This window comes from Corynebacterium humireducens NBRC 106098 = DSM 45392, assembly GCF_000819445.1.
GTDB lineage: Bacteria > Actinomycetota > Actinomycetes > Mycobacteriales > Mycobacteriaceae > Corynebacterium > Corynebacterium humireducens.
The window spans coordinates 878,631-901,969 of sequence record NZ_CP005286.1 but is presented as its reverse complement, the minus strand read 5'-3'; the positions used below and the strand labels follow the sequence as shown (position 1 = coordinate 901,969).

Below are 23,339 nucleotides of genomic sequence, written 5' to 3'. Positions count from 1 at the left end.
TGGTTATCCATGACCGAGCAGGAATTCCGCATCGAACACGACACCATGGGTGAGGTCAAGGTCCCGGTGAACGCACTGTGGCAGGCCCAGACCCAGCGTGCCGTGGAGAACTTCCCGATCTCCTTCCGTGGCCTCGAGTCCGCGCAGATCCGCGCCATGGGTCTGCTGAAGGCCGCCTGCGCCCAGGCCAACAAGGATCTCGGACTGCTGCCGACCGAGCAGGCTGACGCCATCATCGCCGCCGCCCAGGAGATTGCGGACGGCAAGCACGACGCCGAGTTCCCGATCGATGTGTTCCAGACCGGCTCCGGCACCTCCTCCAACATGAACACCAACGAGGTCATCGCCTCCATCGCCAAGAAGAACGGCGTCGAGGTCCACCCGAACGACCACGTCAACATGGGGCAGTCCTCCAACGACACCTTCCCGACCGCCACCCACGTCGCCGCCACCGAGGCCGCCGTCAACGACCTGATCCCGGGCCTGAAGGTGCTGCAGGAGTCCCTGGCCAAGAAGGCCGTGGAGTGGAAGGAGATCGTCAAGTCCGGTCGTACTCACCTCATGGACGCCGTCCCGGTCACCCTGGGCCAGGAGTTCGGCGGCTACGCACGCCAGATCGAGCTGGGCATCGAGCGCATCGAGTCCACCGTCGAGCGTCTCGGTGAGCTGCCGATCGGCGGCACCGCCGTGGGCACCGGCCTGAACACCCCGGCCGAGTTCGGCGCCAAGGTCACCGAGGTCCTCGTCGACCTGACCGGCGTCACCCAGCTCTCCGAGGCCAAGAACCACTTCGAGGCGCAGGCCAACCGCGACGCCCTCGTCGAGTTCTCCGGCGCCATGCGCACCGTGGCGGTCTCCCTGTACAAGATCGCCAACGACATCCGCCTCATGGGCTCCGGCCCGCTGACCGGTTTCGCCGAGATCCACCTGCCGGACCTGCAGCCGGGCTCCTCCATCATGCCGGGCAAGGTCAACCCGGTCCTGTGTGAGACCGCCACCCAGGTCTCCGCTCAGGTCATCGGCAACGACGCCGCCGTCGCCTTCTCCGGTTCCCAGGGCCAGTTCGAGCTCAACGTGTTCATCCCGGTCATGGCACGCAACGTCCTCGAGTCCTCCCGCCTGCTGGCCAACACCGCCCGCGTCTTCGCGGAGCGTCTCGTCGACGGCATCGAGCCGAACGTCGAGCGCATGCGCACCCTGGCCGAGTCCTCCCCGTCCATCGTGACCCCGCTGAACTCCGCGATCGGTTACGAGAACGCCGCCAAGGTCGCCAAGGCCGCTCTGGCCGAGGGCAAGACCATCCGCCAGACCGTCATCGACATGGGCTTCGTCGACGGCGAGAAGCTCACCGAGGAGGAGCTGGACAAGCGTCTCGACGTCCTCGCGATGGCCAACACCGACCGCGACTAGTCACCGCCGCTTTCCGACGCCCCGGGTGTTCCCCCTGCAGGAACGCCCGGGGCGTTCCCCGTGCCGGGGTACATGGATCGGTTGATTCTCCCGGGGAAGACCGGATTCGCCTGGTGATGGGCCGGGTGTCCAACTTATGGTTGAGGGGAACCATCCGCCCCACCACCTGGAAGTGATCCCCCTTGAAGACCCTGTACAACCTCGCACTCACCTGGCTCATCCTCGGCCTGGTGTCCGGCGTGTTCTACCGCGAGTGGACGAAGCTGGCCGACTTCACCGGCACCACGCAGTTGTCGACCCTGCACACGCACATGCTCACCCTCGGCCTCATCGTGCACCTGGTGCTGCTGGCCCTGGACCGGGGTTTCCAGCTCAGCGGCCACAAGCTCTTCAGCTCCACCCTGTGGGTCTATAACGTGGGCCTCGCCCTGACGGTGACGCTCATGGTGGTGCGTGGTCTGCTGCAGGTCGACGGCGGCGAGCTGCCGATGCCGGACGCCGCGATCTCGGGAATCGCCGGCCTGGGCCACATCATCATGTCGCTCGGCCTGGCCATGCTGTTCAAGGTGCTCGGCGACCGCGTGAAGCAGGTCTCCGCCGCCGAGCGTCAGAACGCGCCGTCCTCCCCGGCCATGAGCTCGAGCAGGTAGGGCGTCGGGGTGATCCTGAGTTCCCGCGCCTCCTGATTGAAGGAGGTCAGCGTGGTGATCTCCCCGTCGTGCCACAGGTGCAGCAGCGGGGAGACCGAGTGCGACCCGTCGACCGCCACCTGGGCGGCGACGGGCGCCAGTCGTCCCAGCCCCTCGAGCAGGTCCTCGCCGGTGGTGACCTCCCGGACAAGCAGGATGTGGCGGGTCGGCATCGCGAAGAGCACGCCGCGGGAGAGGTCCAGGTCGGGGGCCCAGGCGGGCAGGATCTCCGCGAGCAGGATCGCGGCGGACGCCGTGTAGTAGCTGGCCGACTCGAAGGAGCGGAAGCGGGCCCCGGGGTGCTCCTCGGAGCCGGGGTGGACCTGGGCGTGGACGGTGAGGTCGAGCAGTTCACTCCGCAGGTTGTTGCGCGCCGCGCGGACCAGCGTGTCCAGGTCATCGTGTCGGCGCAGCCGGTCCAGGGGCATGGTCTGGATGGAGCGTTCGGTGTCCAGGACGAGGGTGACCGCGGTGTCCTGCGTGAAGCCGTGCAGGGTGGCCGCGGTGATGACCTCCTCCTCCTCGGGCACGAGGTGGGTCGTGGGGGCGACCCGCAGGCGCAGACGGGCGTAGAGGTCGGCGGTGCCGAGCGTCTCCGAGTGCTCGGCGTCGAGCACGGAGGAGGCGAAGGCCCGGGCCATGGAGCGGGCCGCCTTGGGGTGCTGGGAGGCGGCGACGTCGCCGATGAGGTTCTCCAGGTTGACGGTGAACCGTCCGTGGCGGGGGTGCTCGATGACGGCGTGGCGACCGTCGTAACGCACGGTGGCCCCCTTTTCGGCGAGGGTGCGGCGCAGCGCGGAGCGGAGCTCGCCCGCCTGCCCCCTCGTCAGTCCGGGGAAGTGCAGGTCAGGTCGAGTCCGGTCGCGCAGGCGACGGAGGCGGCGGAGAATCATCGCCTCCGAGACTACCTGTATCGACTGCCCGAAACTTTGCACTTGAGTGCAAACGTGCACCCGGTGTAACATCATATCTTATGAACGACACGACTCCCCTGCGCGAACGCAAACGACGGGCCACCCTCCGACGTATCGAGGACGCGGCGACCGGCCTCGTCGAGAAGCACGGGTTCGACAACGTCACCGTCGAGGACATCTGCCGCGACGCGGAGATCTCCCGGCGCACCTTCTTCAACTACATGGAATCCAAGGACGAGGCCGTCCTCGGCCGCCCGCCGATGATGCTCTCCCCTGAACGGCAGGCGGAGTTCCTCACGACGCCGTCCGACAACCTCGTGCGCTCCGCGCTCGAGCACATCGCCGCCTCCGTCGACGACGCCGAGAGCGAGGACCTCGAGGCCGGCGCCGACGCCGACCACCTCGCCACCGTCCGCGCCCGGAGGCACCGCATCTTCGCCGCCGAACCGACGGTGGCACTCATGTCCGTCAACCGCTTCCGGGAGCAGTCGGCGCTGGTGCACGGGCTCGTCGAGAAGCACCTCGAGAACCACCCCGCCGACCGCCGCCTCCCCGACCAACCCGTCCCCGTGGAGGCGGCGATCATCTCCGGACTCATCCGTGAGACCGTGTGGATGCACCTCCACCGCCTCACCCACTGCCCGGCCGCCACCCCCGAGCGGGCCCTCGGCCTGCCGGAGACCGGCGCCATCATCACCCACCTAGCGAAGGAGCTGCCATGGTGACCACCGCCGAACAGGCACCCGCCCCGACCCAGGCACCCCGCGTCGGGCTCGTCTTCGTCGCCCTGCTCACCACCATGCTGATGAGCTCCCTGGGCCAGATGATCTTCTCCACCGCCATGCCGACCATCGTCGGTGAACTCGGCGGCGTCAACCACATGAGCTGGCTCATCTCCGGCTTCATGGTCGCCATGACCATCGCCATGCCCATCTTCGGCAAGGTCGGCGACATGCTCGGCCGCAAGTGGCTCTACCTCTTCGGCATCGCCGTGTTCGTCATCGGCTCCACCATGGGCGGCTTCGCCCAGTCGATGGAGCTGCTCATCCTCGCGCGCGCGATCCAGGGATTCGGCGCCGGCGGCATGATGGTCACCTCCCAGGCGATCGTCGCCGAGGTCGTCTCCGCCCGCGAACGCGGCAAGTTCATGGGCGTCATGGGCGCCACCTTCGGACTCAGCTCCGTCCTCGGACCCGTACTCGGCGGCTGGTTCACCGACGGCCCCGGCTGGCGCTGGGGACTGTGGATCAACGTCCCCCTCGGCATCCTCGCCTTCACCATCTCCCTGCTCGTCCTCCGCCTGCGTCGCGGCCGGGCGACCGGCAGCTTCGACTGGCTGGGCACACTGCTCATGACCGTCACCACCGCCTCCCTGGTGCTGTTCACCACCTGGGGCGGCCTCGAGTACGAGTGGAACCACCCGGTCATCCTCAGCCTCATCGCCACCACCGTCATCGGCGCGATCCTCTTCGTCGTGGTGGAACTGCGGGCGCAGAACCCGCTCATCCCCATGGAACTGTTCCGCAACCGCAACATGGTGCTCACCACCGCCGCGGGCACCATCATGGGCCTGGCGATGATCGGCGCACTCGGCTACCTGCCCACCTACCTGCAGATGGTGCACACACTGACCCCGACCGACGCCGGCCTCATGATGATCCCCATGATGCTCGGCATGATCGGCACCTCGACGGTCTCCGGGTACTTCATCTCCCGCCACGGCAACTACAAGTGGTACCCGATCGTCGGCATGGGCGTGATCAGCGTCGCCCTGTTCCTGCTCTCCCGCCTCTCCGTGGAGACGACCCTCGTGCAGCTGGGCGCCCTGTTCTTCGTCTTCGGCTTCGGACTCGGCCTGGTCATGCAGGTGCTCGTCCTCATCGTGCAGAACTCCTTCCCCATCACCATGGTCGGCACCGCCACCGCGTCGAACAACTTCTTCCGCCAGATCGGCTCCTCCCTGGGTGCCTCGCTGGTCGGCTCGATGTTCATCCACAACCTGCAGTCCCACCTGGCGGAACGCCTCCCGGGCACCTTCGCCCGGATGGGCCCGCAGGGTGCGGCCTACGCCGAGGCCTTCTCCGAGGGTGGCGGGGCGGCGAACTCTCTGACGCCGGCCTCCGTCGTGCAACTGCCCGGCCCGATCCGCGAGGTCGTGCTGTCGAGCTACAACGACGGACTGACCCCCGTGTACCTGCTCATGGTCCCCCTCACCATCCTCGCCCTCCTGCTGCTCCTGCCCATCCGCGAGGACAAGCTCAAGGAGACGATCGAGTAGCTCATGCGGCACGCCCGACCGACGCTCCTCCTGCTCACCCTCCTCACGGTGGTGGGGCTGGTCGCCTCTCCCCTGGTGCTCAGCGCAATCGGGGCCATCGGGGAGACCACCTACGTCGGCCAGTCCGGGGTCTCCCACGACGGGGACGGCGGCCGGACGGCGCACATCAACACCTGCGGGGAGACCGTGACGCGGGTAGAGGTCACGGCAGACGGGCACACGTTCTCCTACAAGGCGACCGCACCCTTCACCGGTGTGGCCGCCTTCGAGCCTGGCACGCCGCCACCGCACGGCTGGACGTTGGAGAAGGAGGGGGCGCCGGGGGACGTCGACAAACACATGATCAGCGTCGACGCGGAACTCCACGCCCGCCCCGAGGCCTACCGCTTCCGCTCCTCCGAGGTGGCGGATGCCGAGCTGGAGGTACTGGCGCCGGGGGCCATCGCCCTGGGGCAACCTTCCCCCACCGGGGACCGGGAGCTCCAGTCAGCCCGGCAGTTCTCCAGCGGGTGTCCGGAGCCGGTCACCCGCTCCCCCTCGATCCTGGGGCTGCTGTTCCCCTCCGACTAGGAGAGGCCGGCGCCCAGGCGGAACAGCTCGCCGATGCGCTCGCCGTCACCGTCGAAGACCGTCATGACGGGACCGTTGATCGTGGCGCTGCGGGCCGCCGGGAACCACTCCCAGCCGCAGTAGATCTGGGTGGAGATCCACTCGTCGGTCTCGATGATGATGCTGTTGTCCCCCGACTCACGCCAGGTGGTGCCGAAGGTGTTGCATCCGTCATTGCCGCCGAGGGTGCCGTCGGCGTGGACCGTGATGCGCGGCTGCCGCGGCAGGGGCGACCCCCACTCACCGACCGGACCGGACGGCGCCCCCGGGTTCAGCACCGAGGACAGGCCCCGCAGATCCGGCAGGGAGGAGGCGGTGGCCACGGGAGCCACGCCCCCGACGGCACCGAGCAGAGCGACAGCGAGGACAGAGGTGACGATACGACGGGACATGATGGCTCACTTTCCATGGGGATTATATGTTCCCGACAGTACGCCCCCGATTCCCTCCGCGCTAGGGTCTCTCCGCCGCGTCGCGACGCCGTTTTGCCGACCCGTGCCCGGGGACCGGACCGTGGACGCACCCGAAGTGCAGGTGGCCATGGAGGACACAGCCGGGAATGCCCGCTTTCGCCCTGATCGCCCTACATCCTCCACGCAGAAACACTGACGCCACCCACCCGAGGACCGGGTGGGTGGCGTCTGCACCGGGAGCCCCGGGCGACGTGACGACGCCTAGGGGCGGGTCTCCGTCACCTGGCGCGTGAGCGTGCCGATGACCTTGCCCGACTCGTCGGAGAAGGTCATGACGTCACCGTTGACCTTGCCCGACCGAGCCGCCGGGAACCACTCCCAGCCGCAGTACATCTGGGTGGAGATCCACTCGTCGGTCTCGATGATGATGGTGTCGTCCCCCGACTCACGCCAGGTGGTGCCGAAGGCGTTGCAGCCGTCGTTGCCGCCGAGCCTGCCGTCGGCCTGGATGTGGATCCGGGGCTGTTCCCCTTCCCCGGTGCCCCACACCCCCACCGGGGAGGGCGTGGGCCCGGGCCGGGGGCTGGGGGTCGGCGTGGGCTCAGGCGTCAGCACAGGCCACGGCTTCGGTCCAGGCTCCGGCTTCGGCGCAGGTTCCGGGGTGGGCAGTGGCACGGGCTGCGGGGCGCGCTCGGGACGCGGGGTCGGCACCCACTCATCCGCGGCCGCAGCAGAGGACCCCAGCGGTCCCGGGGCGGCTGCGGCTGAGGGGACACCTGCGCCGGCGACGGCCAGTGAACAGGCGGCGAGAAGGGAGACCGCTCGGAGACGGAGCATGGGAGGTGTCACTTTCTGCAGGAATCAGTGTCATGCACGAACCTACCGTATGCCGTGGGTCACTTCCTGGGTTCCCGGGACACCGGGCGACGATTCACAGGGTCGCCGGCCCGCCTAGCTGTCGGTCTCCTCGCCGTCCTCGCCGCCCTCGCCCGGCTTGGGGAGCAGCTTCTCGTAGATGTCGGTGTCGCGCCACTGGCCGGCGAGGTCGCCGTAGGTCATCTTGGCAAGGTGCCGGAAGGTGCCGACCTTCTCGAAGCCACGGGACATGTGCAGTCGGGCGGAGCCGGTGTTCTCCGGGAACACCCACGCGTGGATGCCCCACTTGTGCAGGTCCTGGCACACCTCGATGAGCTTGTCCAGGAGGGCTCCGGCGACGCCGCGGCCGCGGCCGTCGGGGTGGATGTAGATGGAGTTCTCCACCACGCCGTGGAACACGGAGCGTGAGGAGATGGGGGCGGCCGCCACCCAGCCGAGGAGCTTGTCGGGGTTGTCGTTCTCGACAGCGACGAACACGGTCTCCATGATCTTGGCCTGCGTGAACTGCTCCCAGGTGGGGGCCTTCGTCTCGTAGGTGGCGTGGCCGGACTCCAGCCCCGTCTCGTAGATGGAGCGGACCTGAGGGTAGTCCTCGGGCCGGATGGGTCGGAGCGTGAAGGTCGCGTCTGCCATGCGGAGATTGTCTCCCACGTCCACGAGGGCCCGCAAACGGAACGCGTCCGCGGGCCAGGTGTCCGTCCTCTCCCCCGGAAGGGCTAGCGTCCATCCTCGAGCAGGTCGGTGACCAGTTCCGCGATGGCGGAGCGCTCGGAACGCTGCAGGGTGATGTGGGCGAAGAGCTCGTGGTCCTTGAGCTTCTCGATCACCGCCTGCACGCCGTCGTGACGTCCTACCCGCAGGTTGTCGCGCTGGGCGACGTCGTGGGTGAGCACCACCCGGGAGCCGCGGCCGAGCCGGGAGAGCACCGTGAGCAGGACGTTGCGCTCCAGCGACTGGGCCTCGTCGACGATGACGAAGGAGTCGTGGAGCGAGCGGCCCCGAATGTGGGTGAGCGGCAGGACCTCGATGAGGTCGCGGGCCTGGATCTCCTCCATGACGTTGTCGGAGACCAGCCCGTCGAGGGTGTCGAACACCGCCTGCGCCCACGGGTTCATCTTGTCCGTCTCGGAGCCGGGCAGGTAGCCGAGGTTCTGGCCGCCGACGGCGTAGAGGGGACGGAAGACGACGATGCGGCGGTGCTCGTTACGTTCGAGCACCGCCTCCAGTCCGGCGCACAGGGCGAGGGCGGACTTGCCGGTGCCGGCGCGGCCGCCGATGGAGATGATCCCCACGTGGTTGTCCAGCAGCAGATCCAGCGCGATGCGCTGCTCCGCGGAACGACCCTGCAGGCCGAAGGCGTTCTGGTCGCCGCGCACGAGACGGATGGCGCCGTCGGCGGTGATGCGGCCCAGCGCCGACTGGGTGGAGGTGGTCAGCGTGATGCCGCAGTGGACGGGCAGTTCGGCGACGAAGTCCCTGGCGTCGGTCGTGGCGGCGTCGTCGAGGGTCACCTCCCCCTCCCGGTACAGCCGGTCGACGGTCTCTGCGTCGGTGTGGACCGTGGCCATGCCGGTGTAGCCGGTGAGCACGACGTCCTGGGCGTGGTACTCGTCGGCGTCGAGACCGACGGCACCGGCCTTGACGCGCAGCGGCACGTCCTTGGTCACCAGCGTCGTGTCGTGGCCCTCGCGCTGCAGGTTGAGGGCGCAGGCGAGGATGCGGTGGTCACCCTCGGTGCCGCGGAAGGCGGCGGGCAGCTGCGACTGGTCCTGGTGGTTGAGTTCGACGCGCAGGGTGCCGCCGTCGACGTTGACGGGCACGGGCTGGTCGAGCCTCTCGTAGGTGGAGCGCAGGTCCTCGAGCATCCGGAGGGCCTGGCGGGCGAACCAGCCCAGTTCGGGGTGGTGTCGTTTGGCCTCCAGTTCGGTGATCACGACCACGGGTAGGACAACCTCGTGTTCGGCGAACTTGCGCAGGGCCCACGGGTCAGACAACAGCACCGAGGTATCGATGACGTAGGTGCGGGTGATGACGTCCCGGCGTGTGTCCAGCTCGTGCGCGGGCAGGTGGGCGGTGATCGGCTCGGTCATGGCAGGCTCCCCAGTGCCGTGGCTCCGGGTACCCGGTGCCGCAGCGTCTCCTGTCAGCGATCCTGGTGGCGCCTCCCGCCAGGCCGGTACCAGCGCGACGGGCGCGGGCCGGGTGGCGGGGTGGGGGCTGGTACTGGGTGCCGCCCGGTTGTCCTGAATCTATCGCGGTGAGGTGGAAACTACATGGGTGTGAGATTAAATCTCGGTTACGTTTGCTGCTTATCGACGCCGCCGGCGTCTCTGCGGCTTCTTCTTCCCCGGGGTCTCTGCTGCCCGGCGTTCCTGCCTGGCCAGGGCCTTCTCCCGTGCGGTACGCTTCGGCGCCGCCTGGCGGGAGGTGTTGGGTGTGCGTCCGCGGGTGATGCCGACGAAGTCCTGGATCGCCTCCGAGTCCTTCTCACGGGACCACACGAGGGCGATCTCGGTGCCGGGGACATCGCCGGCGTAGTCGCGGTGCTCGATCTGCCTGCGGGAGAGCACCTTGATGAGGGGGCGCGGCCCGATGAGCACGCCGACGTTCGCGGCGACCACCTGCAGCCCGGCGCGCACCTCCTCGACGTCGACCTCCCCCGAGTCCGGGGTCGACCAGTTGATGATCTCCCCCTCGATGTCCCCGGGCGTGACCGTGTCCAGCAGGGTGAGCTCGTGGTCCTTGGGAACCGCGATGCCCGTCGCCTCCGGGTAGAGGACGACGACGTGATGGTCCGGGGTGAGGCGTGCGTCCGGGAGGCGGACGAGGGCGAGGTCGGCGCGGTCGTCGAGAAGCTCCCCGAGGGGATCCACCGAATCGGCGGTGACGAAACGGTGGGGGGTGCGGTCCCGGAAGCGGGTGAACCACTTGTCGGGTTCGGTGCCGGTGACGAAGCTCAGGCGCAACATGGGGGTAATGCTACCGTTGGGGGCGTGAATGAAGAGTCCGCACGTCAGCCGTCCGGCCGAGCAATGAAGCCGCAGACCGCGGCCAAGAAGCTCGGCATCTACCTGCCCGCCACGCCGGAGGAGTTCCAGGCCGGCGCGGTCACCCACGCCGAGCTCAAGCAGCTGGTGGAGAACCCGCCCGAGTGGCTCGCCGAACTGCGTCGCACCGGCCCGCACCCGCGTCCGGTGGTGGCCCAGAAGCTCGGCATCACCATCGCCGCCCTCAAGCGCAACGACATGGACAAGCCGCTGACCACCGCCGAGATCAAGGCTCTGCTGGAGGATCAGCCGGAGTGGCTGCGCGCCGCCCGCACCGCCCTCGCCGAGGGACGCGCGGAGGCCGCTGAGGCTGCTGCAGTCCAGGAGTCCGCCGCGGACTCGGAGGACTAGCCACCCCTCCGCTGCCCCCTGGCCAGCTGGTCAGGGGGTCTTTTTCTACCAGGAGAACTCGGCGGTCTCGCCGTCGGAGAACTCGAGGCGGGCGCTCATCGTCGGCTCGATGGTCAGGTGCACGGTCAGCGAATCGTCGCCGGAGTGCACGCGGTAGGAGATGGCCTCGTTCTCCGTCTCGAGCACCTCGACGCGGGCGTGGACCAGCCAGGGGTGGCGGCGGCGGGCGGCGATGAGCCCCTGGTGGAGCTCGTACATCCACTGCCCCAGCGGCGCCAGGCCCTCCGGGGTGGCGGGCAGCGGCGGGCGGACCGGGTCGTCGGCGGAGAAGCCCTCGCCCTTGACGCCGGTGAAAGCCTGTTCGTCGCCGTAGTAGATGCTCGGGATGCCGGGCAGGGTGAACAGCAGCACGGCGGCCAGGGCGGCACCCTCGGGGCCGACGACACTGGCGATGCGGTCGACGTCGTGGTTGCCCACGAAGGTCTGCATCGGGGCCTGCGCGACGAACTCGTCGTGGCGGGTGAGGGCGTGCTCGAGCTCCCAGAAGTTGACGTCCCTGATCGACGACCAGACGGCCTTCCAGAGTTCGTACTGGGTGACGGTGTCCAGGTGGCCCTCCTCCACCAGCTCCAGGTAGTCGCCGTGGATGATCTCGCCGAGGAAGACGGCGTCGGGGTGCTGTCCGCGCACCCGGTCGACGACCTTCGCCCAGAACCAGGCCGGCACGGAGTAGGCGACGTCGAGTCGCCAGCCGGCGATGCCGCGGCCCAGCCAGTGGTTCATCACGTCGACGACGAGTTCCTCGGTGCGGGGATCCTCGTGGTCGAGGAGGGCGAGGTCGCCGTGGCCCTCCCAGGGTTCCGGCGTGCCGTCGGGCAGGCGGCGGATGGGCCCGCCGTCGGCGACCATGGGGTGGTCGATGCCGACGTGGTTGAAGACACCGTCGAGAAGCACCTTGATGCCGCGTTCGTGGCAGGCGGCCATGAGGGCGTCGAAGTCGGCGTCGTCGCCGAGGCGGGGGTCGATGCGGTAGTGGTCGAGGGTGTCGTAGCCGTGGGTGGTGGAGGCGAAGATCGGGGCGAGCAGCAGGCCGTTCGCGCCGAGGTCGATGAGGTAGTCGAGCCAGGGGATGAGGTCGGTGAGGCGGTGTCCCTCGTCCTCGGTCGACCAGTCGCGGATGCGGGCACCGGTGGCGCCGAGGGGGTAGACATGCCAGAAGATGGCGTGGTCGAGCACGGGAACTCCTATTGAGTCGAAGTCAGTAACTATTATTGACCTTAACTCAACAACGGGTAGGGTTGTCAACCGTGACCACCCGCAGACGCCTGTCCACCGAAGAACGCCGCGCCGCCATCCTCGCCGCCGCACGCGAACACTTCTCCACCACCCACTACCCCGACGCCTCCGTCCCCACCATCGCCGCCGCCTCCGGCAGCTCACAGTCCCTGGTGTTCCACTACTTCGGTTCCAAGGCCGGCCTCTACGCCGCCCTGGTCGAGGACTCGCTGCGCTCGCTCATCGACGCCCCCCTCCCCACCGGCCACACCACCCGCGACCGGGTGTCCACCCTGTTGCAGGGCTACCTCGACACCCTCGCCGCCGACCACACGCTCGTCGCCGGCGTCGGCGAGCCCGAGGCTGCCGTGGCCCACCGTCGGGCGGCGGCGTCTGCGCTGGTGGAGAAGCTGCGGGAGATCATCGGCATCGGTTCCTTCCCCCGCCACACCTGGGCCCTGTGGGGCTGGGTCGGCTTCCTCGAGGCCGCCGGGCGGCACTGGGTGGAGGACGGCTGCCCGGAGAATCAGCGCTGGCCGCTCATCGAGGCCGCGCTGGGAGCCCTGGAGGGCGCGCTCGGCGACTGGCGGGTGTAGGGGCGGCAACAAACCATGCCGCGAAGGCCCTCCGGGCAGTCCGGCGGAAGCCCCTAAAGGTACGTTTTGCCGACCCAGCGGACCACCGGGGTCCAACCGTGCAGCGCACTACCCACCCAGACCGGAAAAGTCTGCAGTTCCTCCACAGTGATCGGCCGGGTGCCCACCTCCCGGTGCTCCCGCGTCGCCGCCACCGTCGTCGAGGGCAGCTGGCGCGGATGCTCCGGCACCATCAGACGCCCGTCCTCCCACCAGGCGACGGCGCAGTGCGCCCCCTCCGCGACCAGCCCGTCGGGCGTCCACAGGAGGGCGTCGTCGGCACCGAACTCCTGCGCCTGCTTCCGCAACCGCCCCAGCACCTCCAGGTCAGGACCCTTGACCCGCGGTTCGCGCCGGGGGTCGGGCGTCGGCGGGACCCACAGCACCGTCTCCGTGCGCAGCGGTGGGGCGGGACGTATCCGCAGGTAGAGCTCGTCCCCGTGCTTCTCGACGCGCGGGAACCAGTCCCCCTCCGCCGGCACCCGCACCGCATCCATGAACTCCGGGTGCCCGAAACGTTCCCGGTGCAGATGCCAGTTGCCCACGTGGCCGTCGCGCACCAGCCAGGAGTCCACCCGGTCAGGCGTCGTCCCCGGTTCCGCGCACGGCACCAGCGCCGCACCGTCCCAGCGCAGCAGGGTCACTGCGGGAAGTCCTGTCCCAGCAGCCGCAGCAGCGGCGCGGACTTGGTGATCGTCTCCTCGTACTCCCCCTCCGGGCCCGACAGCGCGATGACCGCGCCGCCGACGCCGTAGCTCACCCCGGAACCATCGGAGACGATCGTGCGGATGACCATCGACAGGTCCATCGCCCCGTCGAGCGAGAAGTAGCCGATCCCGCCGGAGTAGATGCCGCGCGGGCCCTGCTCGAGGCGGTCGATGATCTCCATGGTGCGGATCTTCGGCGCACCCGTCATGGAGCCTCCCGGGAACGTGGCCCGCACCGCGTCCACCGCCGTCTTCCCTGTCGCCAGGTGGCACGACACCGTCGAGACGAGCTGGTGGACGGTGGCGTAGGACTCGACGTCGAAGAGCGGTTCGGCGCGGACGGTCCCTGGTTCGGCGACGCGGGTGAGGTCGTTGCGCACGAGGTCGACGATCATGAGGTTCTCGGCGCGGTCCTTCTCGTTGACCGCCAGGTCGGAGCGCAGGCGGGCGTCCTCCCGCGGGTCGGCGCTGCGCGGCCGGGTGCCCTTGATGGGACGCGACTCGACGACACCCTCCTTGACCTGCAGGAACCGCTCCGGCGTCGAGGACAGCACGTCCACCCCGCCGATCCGCAGCAGCGACCCGAAGGGCGTGGGGTTGGCGGCCCGCAGCGCGGCGTAGGCCGGCAGCACGTCGAGCTCACCCGTCGCGTGCAGCTCGTTGGTCAGGCACACCTCGTAGGTCTCGCCCTGCCGGATCTCCTCCAGGCAGGTGTCCACGAGCGCCAGATACTCGCCGCGGGAGTGCCGGGCACGCAGCTTTCCGACGTCCCCGTGCTCCCCCGCCGCGCCGCCCGCCAGGTCGGCGAGGCGCTGCGCCGTCGCCGCGCACCAGGCACGCTGGGCGCGGTCGTGCTCGGAGCCGATGAGCGCGATGACGTGGGTGCGCCGCAGGGCGTGGTCGATGACCACCGCCCGGTCGGCGAAGATCATGCCCAGGTCCGGGTAGGGCGACTCCCACGCCGCCGACCCGCCGCACTCGGCCTTGAGCTCGTAGCCGAGCCAGCCGACCCAGCCGAGGGTGAACCCGAAGTCCACCTCCCCGGCGTCGATGGTGTTGGCGGCGAGGTCCGCGGCCAGCTCATCGAGCAGGGTGCCGGCCCGTCCGGTCCACACGCGGGCCAGCGGACCGGAGTCGTCGCCCAGGTAGGAGAAACGTCCCGTCCCGTGGTCCGGGGTGGTGGAGTCCAGCCAGAAGGAGTTCGCGGAGGACGCGAAGAGCGCGTGGTGCACCGCCTCGCCGTCGGCCTCGTGGTCGACGGTGACGGTGTGCAGCCGCCACCGTGACCGCAGGCGCCGGTTACGTTCCGCGGCCATCCCGAGGAAGTTGGCCACCAGGGTGTGGCCGTCGAAGCCGCCGATCGACTCCGGGTGGAACTGCACCCCCCACTGCGGCAGGCGGCGGTGCGCCAGCGCCATGACCAGCCCGTCCTCGGTGCGGGCGGTTACCTGCAGGGTGTCGGGCACCTCGGTCACGAGGAGGGAGTGGTAGCGGACGACGTCGATGAGCGGCGGCAGGGAGGCGAAGAGGCCGGAGCCGTCGTGACGCACCGGGAACACCCGGCCGTGGACGGGTTCCGGCGCGAGGTCGACGGTGCCGCCCCACGCGTGGGCGAGGGCCTGGTGCCCGAGGCAGACCCCCAGAATCGGGACACGCCCGTCGCGCAGGACATCGAGGCACATGCCGATGTCCTTCTCACGCTCCGGGCGGCCGGGGCCCGGGGAGATGATGACGGCGTCGTAGGTGGCGACGCGGTCGACATCCCATCCGGGTTCGTTGTTGGTGATCACCTCGGGGGCGACACCGGTGACGTCCTCGACGTAGGCGACGAGATTCCAGGTGAAGGAATCGAGGTTGTCTATGACGAGGACGCGCACGGGGAGGGCGGGAAGACCTAGTTGATCTTCCACTCCTCCAGACCCTCGTACAGCGGGTACTGGTCGGTCAGCTTCGCGACGCGGGCACGCAGTGCCTCGATGTCGGCGTTCTTGCCGTTGACCAGGGCGGTGCCGATGATGTCGGCGACCTCGGTGAAGGCGGCGGCGTCGAAACCACGGGTGGCCAGGGCCGGGGTGCCGATGCGCAGGCCGGAGGTGACCATCGGCGGGCGCGGGTCGTTCGGGACGGCGTTGCGGTTGACGGTGATGCCGACCTCGTGGAGGAGGTCTTCGGCCTGCTGGCCGTCCATCTCGGAGTTGCGCAGGTCAGCGAGGACCAGGTGCACGTCGGTGCCACCGGTGAGGACGTCGATGCCGGCGGCCTTCGCGTCAGCGGCGGTGAGACGCTCGGCCAGGATCTTGGCACCCTCGATGGTGCGGGCCTGACGGTCCTTGAACTCGTCGGTGCCGGCGACCTTCAGTGCCACGGCCTTGGCGGCGATGGCGTGCATGAGCGGACCACCCTGCTGGCCCGGGAAGACGGCGGAGTTGAGCTTCTTGGCCCACTCCTGCTTCGCGACGATCAGGCCGGAACGCGGGCCACCCAGCGTCTTGTGGACGGTGGTGGAGACGACGTCGGAGTGCGGGACCGGGGACGGGTGCAGGTCGGCGGCGACGAGGCCGGCGAAGTGCGCCATGTCGGTCCACAGGTACGCGCCGACCTCGTCGGCGATGGAGCGGAACGCCTCGAAGTCGAGGGTGCGCGGGTACGCGGACCAGCCGGCGATGAGGACCTTCGGGCGCTCGGCCAGGGCCTGCTCGCGGACGCGGTCCATGTCGATGCGGTGGGTCTCCGGGTCGACCTCGTAGGCGACGACGTCGTAGAGCTTGCCGGAGAAGTTGAGCTTCATGCCGTGGGTCAGGTGACCACCGTGGGCCAGGGACAGACCCATGATCTTGTCGCCGGCGTCGGCCAGCGCGTGCAGGACGGCGGCGTTGGCCTGGGCGCCGGAGTGCGGCTGGACGTTGGCGAACTCGGCGCCGAACAGGGCCTTGGCGCGGTCGCGGGCCAGGTCCTCGACGATGTCGGCGTTCTCGCAGCCACCGTAGTAACGACGCCCCGGGTAGCCCTCGGCGTACTTGTTGGTGAACACCGAACCCTGTGCCTGCAGGACGGCACGGGGGACGAAGTTCTCGGACGCGATCATCTCGAGGAAGTCACGCTGACGGGCGATCTCACCGCCGATGGCGGCGTGGACCTCCGGGTCGAGGACGGACAGTTCCTGGTAACGGAGATCAGAAGACTCAGCGGTCATGGGCGTTACAGCCAGCCTTTCTAGGGGTACACGGCATTCGTGGACAGCATACCGCCCACAGGGCACCTCATACCCCCGCACCCCGGGTGAGTGGGACACAGTTGACGGGGCAGATGACACAATGGGACGCATGTCTCGGCCCAAGGACGCCACCCCCTACGTGGATTTCGACCGCTCCTCCTGGCGTGCCCTGCGTCAATCGATGCCGCAGGTGCTCACGGAGGAGGAGGTCGAGCAGCTCCGCGGCATCGGCGAATCGATCGACCTCGTGGAGGTCGCCGAGGTCTATCTCCCCCTGTCCCGTCTCATCCACCTGCAGGTCGCCGCGCGGCAGAATCTCATCGCCGCGACGGAGACCTTCCTGGGTGCATCGTCGGGGCACGTGCCCTTCGTGATCGGCGTGGCGGGATCGGTGGCCGTCGGCAAGTCCACCACGGCCCGTCTGCTGCAGGTGCTGCTCCAGCGCTGGGACTCCCACCCCCGCGTGGACCTGGTGACCACCGACGGTTTCCTCTACCCCGCGGCCGAGCTCCACGCCCGGGGACTGATGGGACGGAAGGGTTTCCCGGAGTCCTACGACCAGCGGGCGCTGCTGCGCTTCGTCACCGACGTGAAGTCGGGCCGCCCCTCCGTCGACGCGCCCGTCTACTCGCACAAGCTCTACGACCGGGTCCCCGGGGAGGTGCTCACGGTGCAGCAGCCGGACATCCTCATCGTCGAGGGGCTCAATGTGCTGCAGACCGGGCCGACGCTCATGGTCTCGGACCTCTTCGACTTCTCCGTCTACGTCGACGCGCGGACCGAGGACATCGAGAAGTGGTACATCGACCGCTTCCTCGAGCTGCGTTCCACGGCGTTCCGCGAGCCCGGCGCGCACTTCCGCCACTACGCCGACTACGGCGACGCGAAGGCCCGCGCCGAGGCCCGGGAGATCTGGCAGTCGATCAACCTGCCCAACCTCGTGGAGAACATCCTGCCCACGCGGGTGCGTGCCTCCCTGGTGCTGCGCAAGGGCGCGGACCACCTGGTCGAGCGCGTGCGCATGCGCAAGATCTAGGCCCGCGCCTCCGCCCAGGCCACCACGGCGTCCAGCTCCCGCAGGTCGACGTGGTCGGTGTCGGCGTCGTAGGAGTCGATCATCGCCTGCTCGTTGGGGCTGCGGTCGGCCTCCCGCTTCGCCCGGAGCGCCTTGACGATGCCCCACATGATCATCCTGTGCCGCCGCGACATCGTCGGGTAGCTCAGCCGGCCGGGCAGGTAGAACCGCGCGACGCCGGCGGGCACCATGCCCTTGAGCTGGTCCTTGTCGCGGGCGACGTCGAGAAGCGTCATGCCCACCGCACACACCGCGACGGGACGCTCCCCGAGGTCCTGCCTGGAGACGAACGACGCCGCCGGCACCTTCGGCCCGTGGACGTAGGACAGGACGATGAGGGGCCCGGTGGCGCCGGCGGGCAGGGGCGCGTCGGAAAGCGGCGCCGCGGTGACGCCGAGGCGCTCCGCGAGGGCGTGCGCGTACTGCGCGGTGGAGCCGTACGCGGACTCGTAGAGGACGGTGGCCACGGGGAACCTACCTTCCGAATCTGCGGCTGCGCTGGGAGTAGTCCCGCAGCGCGCGGAGGAAGTCGATGCGGCGGAACGCCGGCCAGTAGGTGTCCGTGAACCAGATCTCCGAGTAGGCGGCCTGCCACAGCAGGAAACCGGACAGCCGCTGCTCCCCCGAGGTGCGGATGACCAGGTCCGGGTCCGGCTGGCCCGACGTGTACAGGTGCCGGGACAGCGACTCGACGGTCACCTTCCCGGACATCTCCTCCGCCGTGGTGCCGGCGGCGGCCTCCTCGTCGATGAGGTCACGCACCGCGTCGACGATCTCCTGCCGCCCGCCGTAGCCGACCGCGATGTTGACGGTGATGCCCTCGTTGTCGCAGGTCCGCTCGGCGGCCGCGCGCCACCGCTCCGCGACCTCCGGCGGCAGCAGGTCGAGGTGCCCCACCAGCCGCACGCGGCAGGTGTGGTCGCGGCCGGAGAGCTCCTCGACGACGTCACCGATGATGTCGAAGAGCAGCTGCAGCTCGCGCGGGTCCCGGGCCAGGTTCTCCGTGGACAGCAGGTACACGGTGACGACCTCGACCTCGGTCTCCTCGCACCAGTGGACGACCTCGCCGATCTTCCTCGCGCCCGCCCGGTGCCCGTGGCTGATGTCGGCATGCCCCGCCTCGCGGGCCCAACGGCGGTTGCCGTCGGCCATGATCGCGATGTGCTTGGGCTGCCGCGCACCCCTGAGCTCGCGGACGAGCCGGGCCTCGTAGAGCGGATAGAGCAGGCGGGACAGTTTCACGGCTCTCAGTCTAGTGCCTGGCCCGCGCGCCGGGTCCGGACGGCGGCTGCCAGTTCGCTGAGCAGCTCCGCAGTCGTGCCGATGTCCATGCAGGCGTCGGTCACCGACTGCCCGTAGACGAGCCCCTCACCGCCGTTGCGGCGCAGCTTCGCCGGGTCCAGGTCCTGGGCGCCGCCCACGAGGAAGGACTCCATCATCACGCCGGCGATGGCGTGGTTGCCGTCCGCGATCTGCCGCGCGACGTCGCGGGTCACCTCCGCCTGCCGGACATGGTCCTTGCCGGAGTTGGCGTGCGACACGTCGATCATGAGGCGCGGCGTGTCGGTCCGCTCCGCGAGCTTCTCGACGACCCCCGCCACCGACTCCGCGTCCGCGTTCGGGCCGGACGTGCCGCCACGGAGGATGACGTGGCAGTTCTCGTTGCCGGCGGTCTCCACGACGGCGGGACGACCGCCGTCAGAGGTGCCGAAGAAGAAGTGCGGCTGCGAGGCCGCCGACACCGCGTCCATGGCGACCTGCAGGTTGCCGTCGGTGCCGTTCTTGAAGCCGATGGGCATGCTCATGCCCGACGCCAGCTGACGGTGGACCTGCGACTCCGTGGTGCGGGCGCCGATGGCGCCCCAGGCGACGAGGTCGGCCCAGTACTGCGGGGAGTTGGGCTCGAGGAACTCGGCGGCGGTCGGCAGGTTGAGGTTGACCACCTCGCGCAGCACCTCACGCGCCAGCTCGAGGCCGTGGTTGATGTCGTAGGAGCCGTCGAGGTGCGGGTCGTTGATGAGGCCCTTCCAGCCGATCGTCGTGCGCGGCTTCTCGAAGTACACGCGCATGACGATCTTCAGGTTCTCCGCCAGGGTCTCCGCCAGCGGCGCCAGACGACGGGCGTAGTCGATCGCGGCCTCGGGATCGTGGATGGAGCACGGGCCGACGACCACGACGAGGCGGTCGTCCTCACCGCGGAAGACGTCGGCGATCTCCTGCCTGTCCCTCTCCACCCTCTGTTCCTGCTCGGGTGTCAACGGCGCGCGGGCCTGCACCTCCTCCGGGCTGGGCAGGTCGTGGAAGGCGAGAACGCGGCGGTTGGAGGTGGACGGGTAGCGGACTGCGGTGGTCATCTGGTGGGTGCCTTTCATCGGGTGGGTGGAAAAGAAAAAGCAGCCCCTCGACCCGATTTCTCGGGGAGGTGCTGCTTGGGCTCCGGGGTGTTCGTCGTCTCGTGCTGTTCAGTGGGCACGCGAAACGGCGAGGCGTTCGAGTCTGCTACTGCAGGCCCGGAGCCCCACCAAAATAAAATCGCTGGACGAACATGCCACGCAGTGTAGCACAGTCGTCCCGGACCTAGAACCAGCTCTTCTTACGGCGGTCCAGCAGGCCGGCCTCGGCCATCGCCTTGTCGACGGCCTCCTGGTCGAAGGGGTCCAGGCCGTGGGCCTCCGCGAAGATGCGGCGGCGGTTGTAGCGGCTGAAACGGCGGTGGAAGGCCCAGCCGATGTAGAGCACGGCGATGGCCAGCAGCACCAGCAGCGTCATGCCGATGGGCGAGGCCTTGCCGAACTCCGGCCCCAGCGGGCCACCCTGCTGCTGCTGGGCGAGGATCATGAGGTCTGTGAGAGCAAACATGGATTCTTCCGTCTCTTCCTACTTGGCTTCCAGCTTATCGAGCTTCTCCGCCGTGATGCCCGCGAAGAGGTCGTCCTCCGGCAGGGACGTGGCGACCCGGGTCTTGGCCAGCTCGAACTCCTCCGTCGGCCACAGCTCCCGCTGCACCTCCGCCGGCGTCGCCAGGAAGGCGCCGGCCGGGTCGATCTGGGTGGCGTGGGCCCGCAGCGCCGCCTCCCGCTGCGGGAAGTACTCGCCGCACTCCACCTGCGTGGTCACCCGCGCCATGATGTCGGCGGGGTTGCGCTGCCAACGCTCCAGCATCGGGCCGTAGGGGCTGGTGCGCCCCTCCGCGAGCAGGAGATCGTGGAACATCTTCATGCGCTGGTGCACGAAACCGTGCGTGTAGTACAGCTTCAGCGGGGTCCACGCCGCACCCAGCTCCGGGGCGTAATCCGGGTCGCCGGCGAGATCCCAGGCCAGCATCGAGGCCTCGTGGACCTTGAGGTGGTCCGGGTGCGGGTAGCCACCGTTCTCGTCGTAGGTGACGATGACGTGCGGACGGAACTCACGGATGATCTCGACGAACTCCCGCGCCACCTCCTCGCCGGGCACCAGCGCGAAGCAGCCCTCGGGCAGCGGCGGCAGCGGGTCACCCTGCGGCAGACCGGAGTCGACGTGACCGAGCCAGACATGCTCGACGCCGAGGGCCGCGGCGGCGGCCGCCATCTCCTCCCGGCGGACGTCGACAATGTTCTCCAGCACGCCGGGCCTGTCCATCGCCGGGTTGAGGATGTCACCACGCTCCCCGCCCGTGCAGGTGAGCACCATGACACGGTTGCCCTCGGCCACATACCTGGCCGAGGTCGCGGCACCCTTCGATGCCTCGTCATCGGGATGTGCGTGGATGGCCAGCAGCCGGAATCCGCTCAACGTGAGTCGCGTCCTTATCTGGGGATCGAGAGTTGTCAACCCGTCTCATCCTAGTGGCCCCTCTCCCCCGATGGGAAAGCAGGGCTCACGGGCACCATCCGATAGTATGAGGCGGTCACCCCTCCATCCAGCCCAGCCAGCGCAGAGGAAGATCATGAGCACTCCCGCCGCCCACACCACCGCCGAGCGCTACGGAGCGGACCGTAACCCGAAGTCGGGCAGCAACCTCAGCAGCAAGATGATCGCCATCGTCACCGTGGTCCTCATGGCCGGTCTGGCCGTCGCCATCGCCCGCTACATGGACGCCGACGCCAAGCGCGGCGACGTCACCGTCGAGATGGTCTCCCACGAGCGCACCGCCGACGACAACATGCGCCTCTGGGTCGACGTCACCCGCAAGAACCCGGACGTCCTCTCCTACTGCATCGTCACCGCGCTGAACTACGAGATGGCCGAGGTCGGGCGCCGCGAGATCCTCGTGCAGCCGGGCGGCGACGCCCTCCAGCGTTTCCAGGTCGACATCCCCTCCCGCGACCTGCCGGTCTCCGGCAGCGTCTACGGCTGCTCCACCTCGATCCCCCCGTACCTCACCGCGGGACCGACCGAGATCGCCGAGTGATCCCCGCCCCAGCCGGTGTGTTAAAATCCCTGACAATTGTTCACACCGGTGGGTGACGCGCGTGTCGGGGGCTGCAAGGGCTCCCCGCCGGATGATGTTCCCACCGGCCCGAGGGATAGGGAAGGCAGGGACTCTACGTAGCTATGGCTGACAACCACAAGCAGTACATCACCCCGGAAATGAAGGCGAAGCTCGAGGCTGAGCTGCAGGCACTGATCGACCACCGCCCGATCGTCGCCGCCGAGATCAACGAGCGCCGCGAGGAGGGTGACCTCAAGGAGAACGCCGGCTACGACGCCGCCCGCGAGATGCAGGACCAGGAGGAGGCCCGCATCAAGCAGATCTCCGAGCTGCTGGCCAACTCCACCACCGAGCGTGAGGGTGTCGTCGAGGGTGTCGCCCTCGTCGGTTCCGTCGTCCACGTCTACTACAACGGCGACGAGAACGAGAAGGAGACCTTCCTCATCGGCACCCGCGCCGCAGCCACCGGCAACGAGCACCTGGAGACCTACTCCGAGCACTCCCCGCTGGGTGCCGCCCTGCTGGGTGCCCGCGAGGGCGAGACCCGCGAGTACACCGCCCCGAACGGGGCCACCATCACGGTGACTCTGGAGTCGGCGAAGCCCTACGACTCCCAACTTGCCGCAACTCCGCGCGCGGCCAAGTAATCTCGTATCCGAATCAGTGACTACAGGGAGGATCCCCACCATGAACCGTATCTTCGCCCGTAAGGGTGCTGCTGTCGTCGGCGCTGCCGCTCTCGCCCTGGCCCTGGCCGCCTGCTCCCCGCCGAACGAGCAGCCCTCCGACCTCAAGGTCGACACCGCCACCGAATTCCAGGCCCCGGCAGCCGAGAACGGTACCGCCACCACCACGACCACCACGACCACTGAGGTCACCGAGGTCGAGGACACCACGACGGTCATCCAGGACGGCGTCGTGGTCGAGGAAGCCCCGGTCCAGAACTAACACCGACCGTGATCTTCCCCCGTCACACCCGGGCCCTGAGCATCCTCGGCCTGGGTGTTCTCATTTCCGCCTGCTCCCCGCCGAACGAGCAGCCCTCCGACCTCAAGGTCGACACCGCCACGGAGTTCGTGGCGGCCCCCACCTCCCCGGCGCGCGTCACCGGCACCCCGGTCGACCCGGCCTCCCTGCCGGGCTTCATCGACTGTGTCGGCAGCCCGGAGCTGCGCCCCGGCCGCCTGGCGCTGGCGTGCGCCGACAACAACGACCGGCTCATCGACATCACGTGGGACGAGTGGACCGCCTCCTCGGCGTCCGGCACCGCCACCCGCGAGACCAACGACTGCGACCCGTCCTGCGCCCGCGGCACCTTCGAGAGGACCCGCGGCGTCGAGGTGGAACTGTCGGAACCGGTCCACAGCCCGCAGGGCCTCGTGTTCACGAGGCTTGTCGTCGACGGTGACGACATCATCCTCTAGAGGAGCCTCCC

27 protein-coding genes are annotated in these 23,339 nt (G+C 69.1%); 12 read left to right on the top strand and 15 right to left on the bottom strand.

Annotated elements, in window-relative coordinates:
• Window positions 1-9 precede the first annotated feature (9 nt).
• Together B842_RS04585 and B842_RS04580 are read left to right on the top strand one after the other, a co-directional pair.
• Window positions 10-1,410 carry a class II fumarate hydratase gene (locus tag B842_RS04585; RefSeq protein WP_040085438.1) on the top strand — a complete coding sequence of 467 codons (1,401 nt, stop codon included), beginning with the start codon at window positions 10-12 and terminating at the stop codon, window positions 1,408-1,410.
• Window positions 1,411-1,592: 182 nt separating this feature from the next.
• The gene (locus tag B842_RS04580; protein ID WP_040085437.1) at window positions 1,593-2,060 is read left to right on the top strand and encodes a DUF2871 domain-containing protein; all 468 of its coding nucleotides are present in this window, start codon (window positions 1,593-1,595) and stop codon (window positions 2,058-2,060) included.
• On the opposite strand, the gene B842_RS04575 is transcribed toward B842_RS04580, so the two are convergent.
• On the bottom strand, window positions 2,018-2,992 hold the full coding sequence (locus tag B842_RS04575) for a hypothetical protein (RefSeq protein WP_040085436.1): 975 nt from the start codon (window positions 2,990-2,992) through the stop codon (window positions 2,018-2,020). The genes B842_RS04580 and B842_RS04575 overlap by 43 nt on opposite strands.
• Window positions 2,993-3,072: 80 nt before the next feature.
• On the opposite strand from B842_RS04575, the gene B842_RS04570 reads away from it, so the two are divergent.
• From B842_RS04570 to B842_RS04560, 3 genes are read left to right on the top strand one after another with little or no spacing between them, the layout of a single operon-like run.
• A complete protein-coding gene (locus B842_RS04570) occupies window positions 3,073-3,738 on the top strand; it encodes a TetR/AcrR family transcriptional regulator (protein WP_052437743.1) in 666 nt (221 codons plus the stop codon).
• Entirely contained in the window at window positions 3,732-5,291 is a 1,560-nt protein-coding gene (locus B842_RS04565; protein WP_040085435.1) for an MDR family MFS transporter, read from the top strand. Before B842_RS04570 ends, B842_RS04565 begins: the two co-directional genes overlap by 7 nt.
• Before the next feature lie 3 nt (window positions 5,292-5,294).
• A complete protein-coding gene (locus B842_RS04560) occupies window positions 5,295-5,861 on the top strand; it encodes a hypothetical protein (protein WP_040085433.1) in 567 nt (188 codons plus the stop codon).
• On the opposite strand, the gene B842_RS04555 is transcribed toward B842_RS04560, so the two are convergent.
• The 5 genes from B842_RS04555 to B842_RS04535 all read right to left on the bottom strand — a co-directional run bounded on the left by B842_RS04555 (window position 5,858) and on the right by B842_RS04535 (window position 10,158).
• A complete protein-coding gene (locus B842_RS04555; RefSeq protein WP_052437742.1) occupies window positions 5,858-6,292 on the bottom strand; it encodes an META domain-containing protein in 435 nt (144 codons plus the stop codon). The genes B842_RS04560 and B842_RS04555 overlap by 4 nt on opposite strands.
• Window positions 6,293-6,574: 282 nt before the next feature.
• Window positions 6,575-7,150 carry an META domain-containing protein gene (locus B842_RS13395; RefSeq protein WP_156119437.1) on the bottom strand — a complete coding sequence of 192 codons (576 nt, stop codon included), beginning with the start codon at window positions 7,148-7,150 and terminating at the stop codon, window positions 6,575-6,577.
• Between the two features lie 114 nt (window positions 7,151-7,264).
• On the bottom strand, window positions 7,265-7,822 hold the full coding sequence (locus B842_RS04545) for a GNAT family N-acetyltransferase (protein ID WP_052437980.1): 558 nt from the start codon (window positions 7,820-7,822) through the stop codon (window positions 7,265-7,267).
• 83 nt (window positions 7,823-7,905) lie between these two features.
• Window positions 7,906-9,279 carry an RNA 5'-3' helicase PhoH2 gene (gene phoH2 / locus B842_RS04540; protein ID WP_052437741.1) on the bottom strand — a complete coding sequence of 458 codons (1,374 nt, stop codon included), beginning with the start codon at window positions 9,277-9,279 and terminating at the stop codon, window positions 7,906-7,908.
• A gap of 219 nt (window positions 9,280-9,498) precedes the next feature.
• Window positions 9,499-10,158, bottom strand: a complete 660-nt coding sequence (locus B842_RS04535) for a type 2 periplasmic-binding domain-containing protein (protein WP_040085430.1) — start codon at window positions 10,156-10,158, stop codon at window positions 9,499-9,501.
• Between the two features lie 63 nt (window positions 10,159-10,221).
• Between B842_RS04535 and B842_RS04530 the strand changes: the two genes are divergently transcribed.
• Window positions 10,222-10,587, top strand: coding sequence for a DUF5997 family protein (locus B842_RS04530; RefSeq protein WP_052437740.1), 366 nt, complete (start codon window positions 10,222-10,224; stop codon window positions 10,585-10,587).
• Between the two features lie 45 nt (window positions 10,588-10,632).
• On the opposite strand, the gene B842_RS04525 is transcribed toward B842_RS04530, so the two are convergent.
• The gene (locus tag B842_RS04525; protein WP_040085427.1) at window positions 10,633-11,823 is read right to left on the bottom strand and encodes an alpha-amylase family protein; all 1,191 of its coding nucleotides are present in this window, start codon (window positions 11,821-11,823) and stop codon (window positions 10,633-10,635) included.
• 71 nt (window positions 11,824-11,894) lie between these two features.
• On the opposite strand from B842_RS04525, the gene B842_RS14055 reads away from it, so the two are divergent.
• Entirely contained in the window at window positions 11,895-12,458 is a 564-nt protein-coding gene (locus tag B842_RS14055) for a TetR/AcrR family transcriptional regulator (protein WP_040085425.1), read from the top strand.
• A gap of 53 nt (window positions 12,459-12,511) precedes the next feature.
• Here the strand turns inward: B842_RS14055 and B842_RS04515 are convergent, their stop codons facing one another.
• Genes B842_RS04515 through glyA form a run of 3 tightly spaced genes read right to left on the bottom strand, consistent with a single transcriptional unit; the run spans window position 12,512 to window position 16,397 of the window.
• Window positions 12,512-13,141 (bottom strand): aminotransferase class IV, encoded by a 630-nt coding sequence (locus B842_RS04515; RefSeq protein ID WP_052437738.1) that lies wholly within the window; start codon window positions 13,139-13,141, stop codon window positions 12,512-12,514.
• Window positions 13,138-15,081 carry an aminodeoxychorismate synthase component I gene (pabB, locus tag B842_RS04510; RefSeq protein ID WP_040085424.1) on the bottom strand — a complete coding sequence of 648 codons (1,944 nt, stop codon included), beginning with the start codon at window positions 15,079-15,081 and terminating at the stop codon, window positions 13,138-13,140. The genes B842_RS04515 and pabB overlap by 4 nt, the downstream gene beginning before the upstream one ends.
• Before the next feature lie 17 nt (window positions 15,082-15,098).
• Window positions 15,099-16,397 carry a serine hydroxymethyltransferase gene (gene glyA, locus B842_RS04505; RefSeq protein WP_040085423.1) on the bottom strand — a complete coding sequence of 433 codons (1,299 nt, stop codon included), beginning with the start codon at window positions 16,395-16,397 and terminating at the stop codon, window positions 15,099-15,101.
• A 130-nt stretch (window positions 16,398-16,527) separates the two neighbouring features.
• Here glyA and coaA point away from each other — a divergent pair, with 130 nt between their 5' ends.
• Window positions 16,528-17,454: a type I pantothenate kinase gene (gene coaA, locus B842_RS04500; protein WP_040087323.1), complete on the top strand. Its 927-nt coding sequence runs from the start codon at window positions 16,528-16,530 to the stop codon at window positions 17,452-17,454.
• Here coaA and B842_RS04495 read toward each other — a convergent pair.
• The 5 genes from B842_RS04495 to mca form a co-directional block, all read right to left on the bottom strand.
• Window positions 17,451-17,960 carry a flavodoxin domain-containing protein gene (locus B842_RS04495; RefSeq protein WP_040085421.1) on the bottom strand — a complete coding sequence of 170 codons (510 nt, stop codon included), beginning with the start codon at window positions 17,958-17,960 and terminating at the stop codon, window positions 17,451-17,453. The two genes, coaA and B842_RS04495, sit on opposite strands and share 4 nt — an antisense overlap.
• Window positions 17,961-17,967: 7 nt before the next feature.
• Window positions 17,968-18,744, bottom strand: a complete 777-nt coding sequence (locus B842_RS04490) for an isoprenyl transferase (RefSeq protein ID WP_373277305.1) — start codon at window positions 18,742-18,744, stop codon at window positions 17,968-17,970.
• Window positions 18,741-19,847, bottom strand: a complete 1,107-nt coding sequence (locus tag B842_RS04485; protein ID WP_040085419.1) for a 3-deoxy-7-phosphoheptulonate synthase — start codon at window positions 19,845-19,847, stop codon at window positions 18,741-18,743. The genes B842_RS04490 and B842_RS04485 overlap by 4 nt, the downstream gene beginning before the upstream one ends.
• A gap of 223 nt (window positions 19,848-20,070) precedes the next feature.
• Window positions 20,071-20,352, bottom strand: a complete 282-nt coding sequence (locus B842_RS04480) for a hypothetical protein (RefSeq protein ID WP_040085417.1) — start codon at window positions 20,350-20,352, stop codon at window positions 20,071-20,073.
• 18 nt (window positions 20,353-20,370) lie between these two features.
• Window positions 20,371-21,264: a mycothiol conjugate amidase Mca gene (gene mca, locus B842_RS04475; RefSeq protein ID WP_040085416.1), complete on the bottom strand. Its 894-nt coding sequence runs from the start codon at window positions 21,262-21,264 to the stop codon at window positions 20,371-20,373.
• A gap of 154 nt (window positions 21,265-21,418) precedes the next feature.
• Here mca and B842_RS04470 point away from each other — a divergent pair, with 154 nt between their 5' ends.
• From B842_RS04470 to B842_RS04455, 4 genes are all read left to right on the top strand, one after another.
• Window positions 21,419-21,883, top strand: coding sequence for a DUF4307 domain-containing protein (locus tag B842_RS04470; RefSeq protein WP_040085415.1), 465 nt, complete (start codon window positions 21,419-21,421; stop codon window positions 21,881-21,883).
• A gap of 143 nt (window positions 21,884-22,026) precedes the next feature.
• Window positions 22,027-22,551, top strand: coding sequence for a transcription elongation factor GreA (gene greA, locus B842_RS04465; RefSeq protein ID WP_040085413.1), 525 nt, complete (start codon window positions 22,027-22,029; stop codon window positions 22,549-22,551).
• Between the two features lie 40 nt (window positions 22,552-22,591).
• Entirely contained in the window at window positions 22,592-22,852 is a 261-nt protein-coding gene (locus B842_RS04460) for a hypothetical protein (protein ID WP_040085412.1), read from the top strand.
• An 8-nt stretch (window positions 22,853-22,860) separates the two neighbouring features.
• Window positions 22,861-23,328, top strand: coding sequence for a hypothetical protein (locus tag B842_RS04455; RefSeq protein ID WP_052437737.1), 468 nt, complete (start codon window positions 22,861-22,863; stop codon window positions 23,326-23,328).
• The last annotated feature ends 11 nt before the right edge of the window (window positions 23,329-23,339 follow it).

Coding starts and splice junctions, on each gene's coding strand:
- phoH2 (WP_052437741.1), bottom strand. CDS start 9,279: ATGACCGAGCCGATCACCGCCCACCTGCCCGCGCACGAGCTGGACACA.
- B842_RS04470 (WP_040085415.1), top strand. CDS start 21,419: ATGAGCACTCCCGCCGCCCACACCACCGCCGAGCGCTACGGAGCGGAC.
- coaA (WP_040087323.1), top strand. CDS start 16,528: ATGTCTCGGCCCAAGGACGCCACCCCCTACGTGGATTTCGACCGCTCC.
- B842_RS04485 (WP_040085419.1), bottom strand. CDS start 19,847: ATGACCACCGCAGTCCGCTACCCGTCCACCTCCAACCGCCGCGTTCTC.
- B842_RS04460 (WP_040085412.1), top strand. CDS start 22,592: ATGAACCGTATCTTCGCCCGTAAGGGTGCTGCTGTCGTCGGCGCTGCC.
- B842_RS04560 (WP_040085433.1), top strand. CDS start 5,295: ATGCGGCACGCCCGACCGACGCTCCTCCTGCTCACCCTCCTCACGGTG.
- B842_RS04575 (WP_040085436.1), bottom strand. CDS start 2,992: ATGATTCTCCGCCGCCTCCGTCGCCTGCGCGACCGGACTCGACCTGAC.
- greA (WP_040085413.1), top strand. CDS start 22,027: ATGGCTGACAACCACAAGCAGTACATCACCCCGGAAATGAAGGCGAAG.
- B842_RS04545 (WP_052437980.1), bottom strand. CDS start 7,822: ATGGCAGACGCGACCTTCACGCTCCGACCCATCCGGCCCGAGGACTAC.
- B842_RS04480 (WP_040085417.1), bottom strand. CDS start 20,352: ATGTTTGCTCTCACAGACCTCATGATCCTCGCCCAGCAGCAGCAGGGT.
- B842_RS04570 (WP_052437743.1), top strand. CDS start 3,073: ATGAACGACACGACTCCCCTGCGCGAACGCAAACGACGGGCCACCCTC.
- B842_RS04565 (WP_040085435.1), top strand. CDS start 3,732: ATGGTGACCACCGCCGAACAGGCACCCGCCCCGACCCAGGCACCCCGC.
- B842_RS04585 (WP_040085438.1), top strand. CDS start 10: ATGACCGAGCAGGAATTCCGCATCGAACACGACACCATGGGTGAGGTC.
- B842_RS04530 (WP_052437740.1), top strand. CDS start 10,222: ATGAAGCCGCAGACCGCGGCCAAGAAGCTCGGCATCTACCTGCCCGCC.
- B842_RS13395 (WP_156119437.1), bottom strand. CDS start 7,150: ATGCTCCGTCTCCGAGCGGTCTCCCTTCTCGCCGCCTGTTCACTGGCC.
- glyA (WP_040085423.1), bottom strand. CDS start 16,397: ATGACCGCTGAGTCTTCTGATCTCCGTTACCAGGAACTGTCCGTCCTC.
- B842_RS04535 (WP_040085430.1), bottom strand. CDS start 10,158: ATGTTGCGCCTGAGCTTCGTCACCGGCACCGAACCCGACAAGTGGTTC.
- B842_RS04555 (WP_052437742.1), bottom strand. CDS start 6,292: ATGTCCCGTCGTATCGTCACCTCTGTCCTCGCTGTCGCTCTGCTCGGT.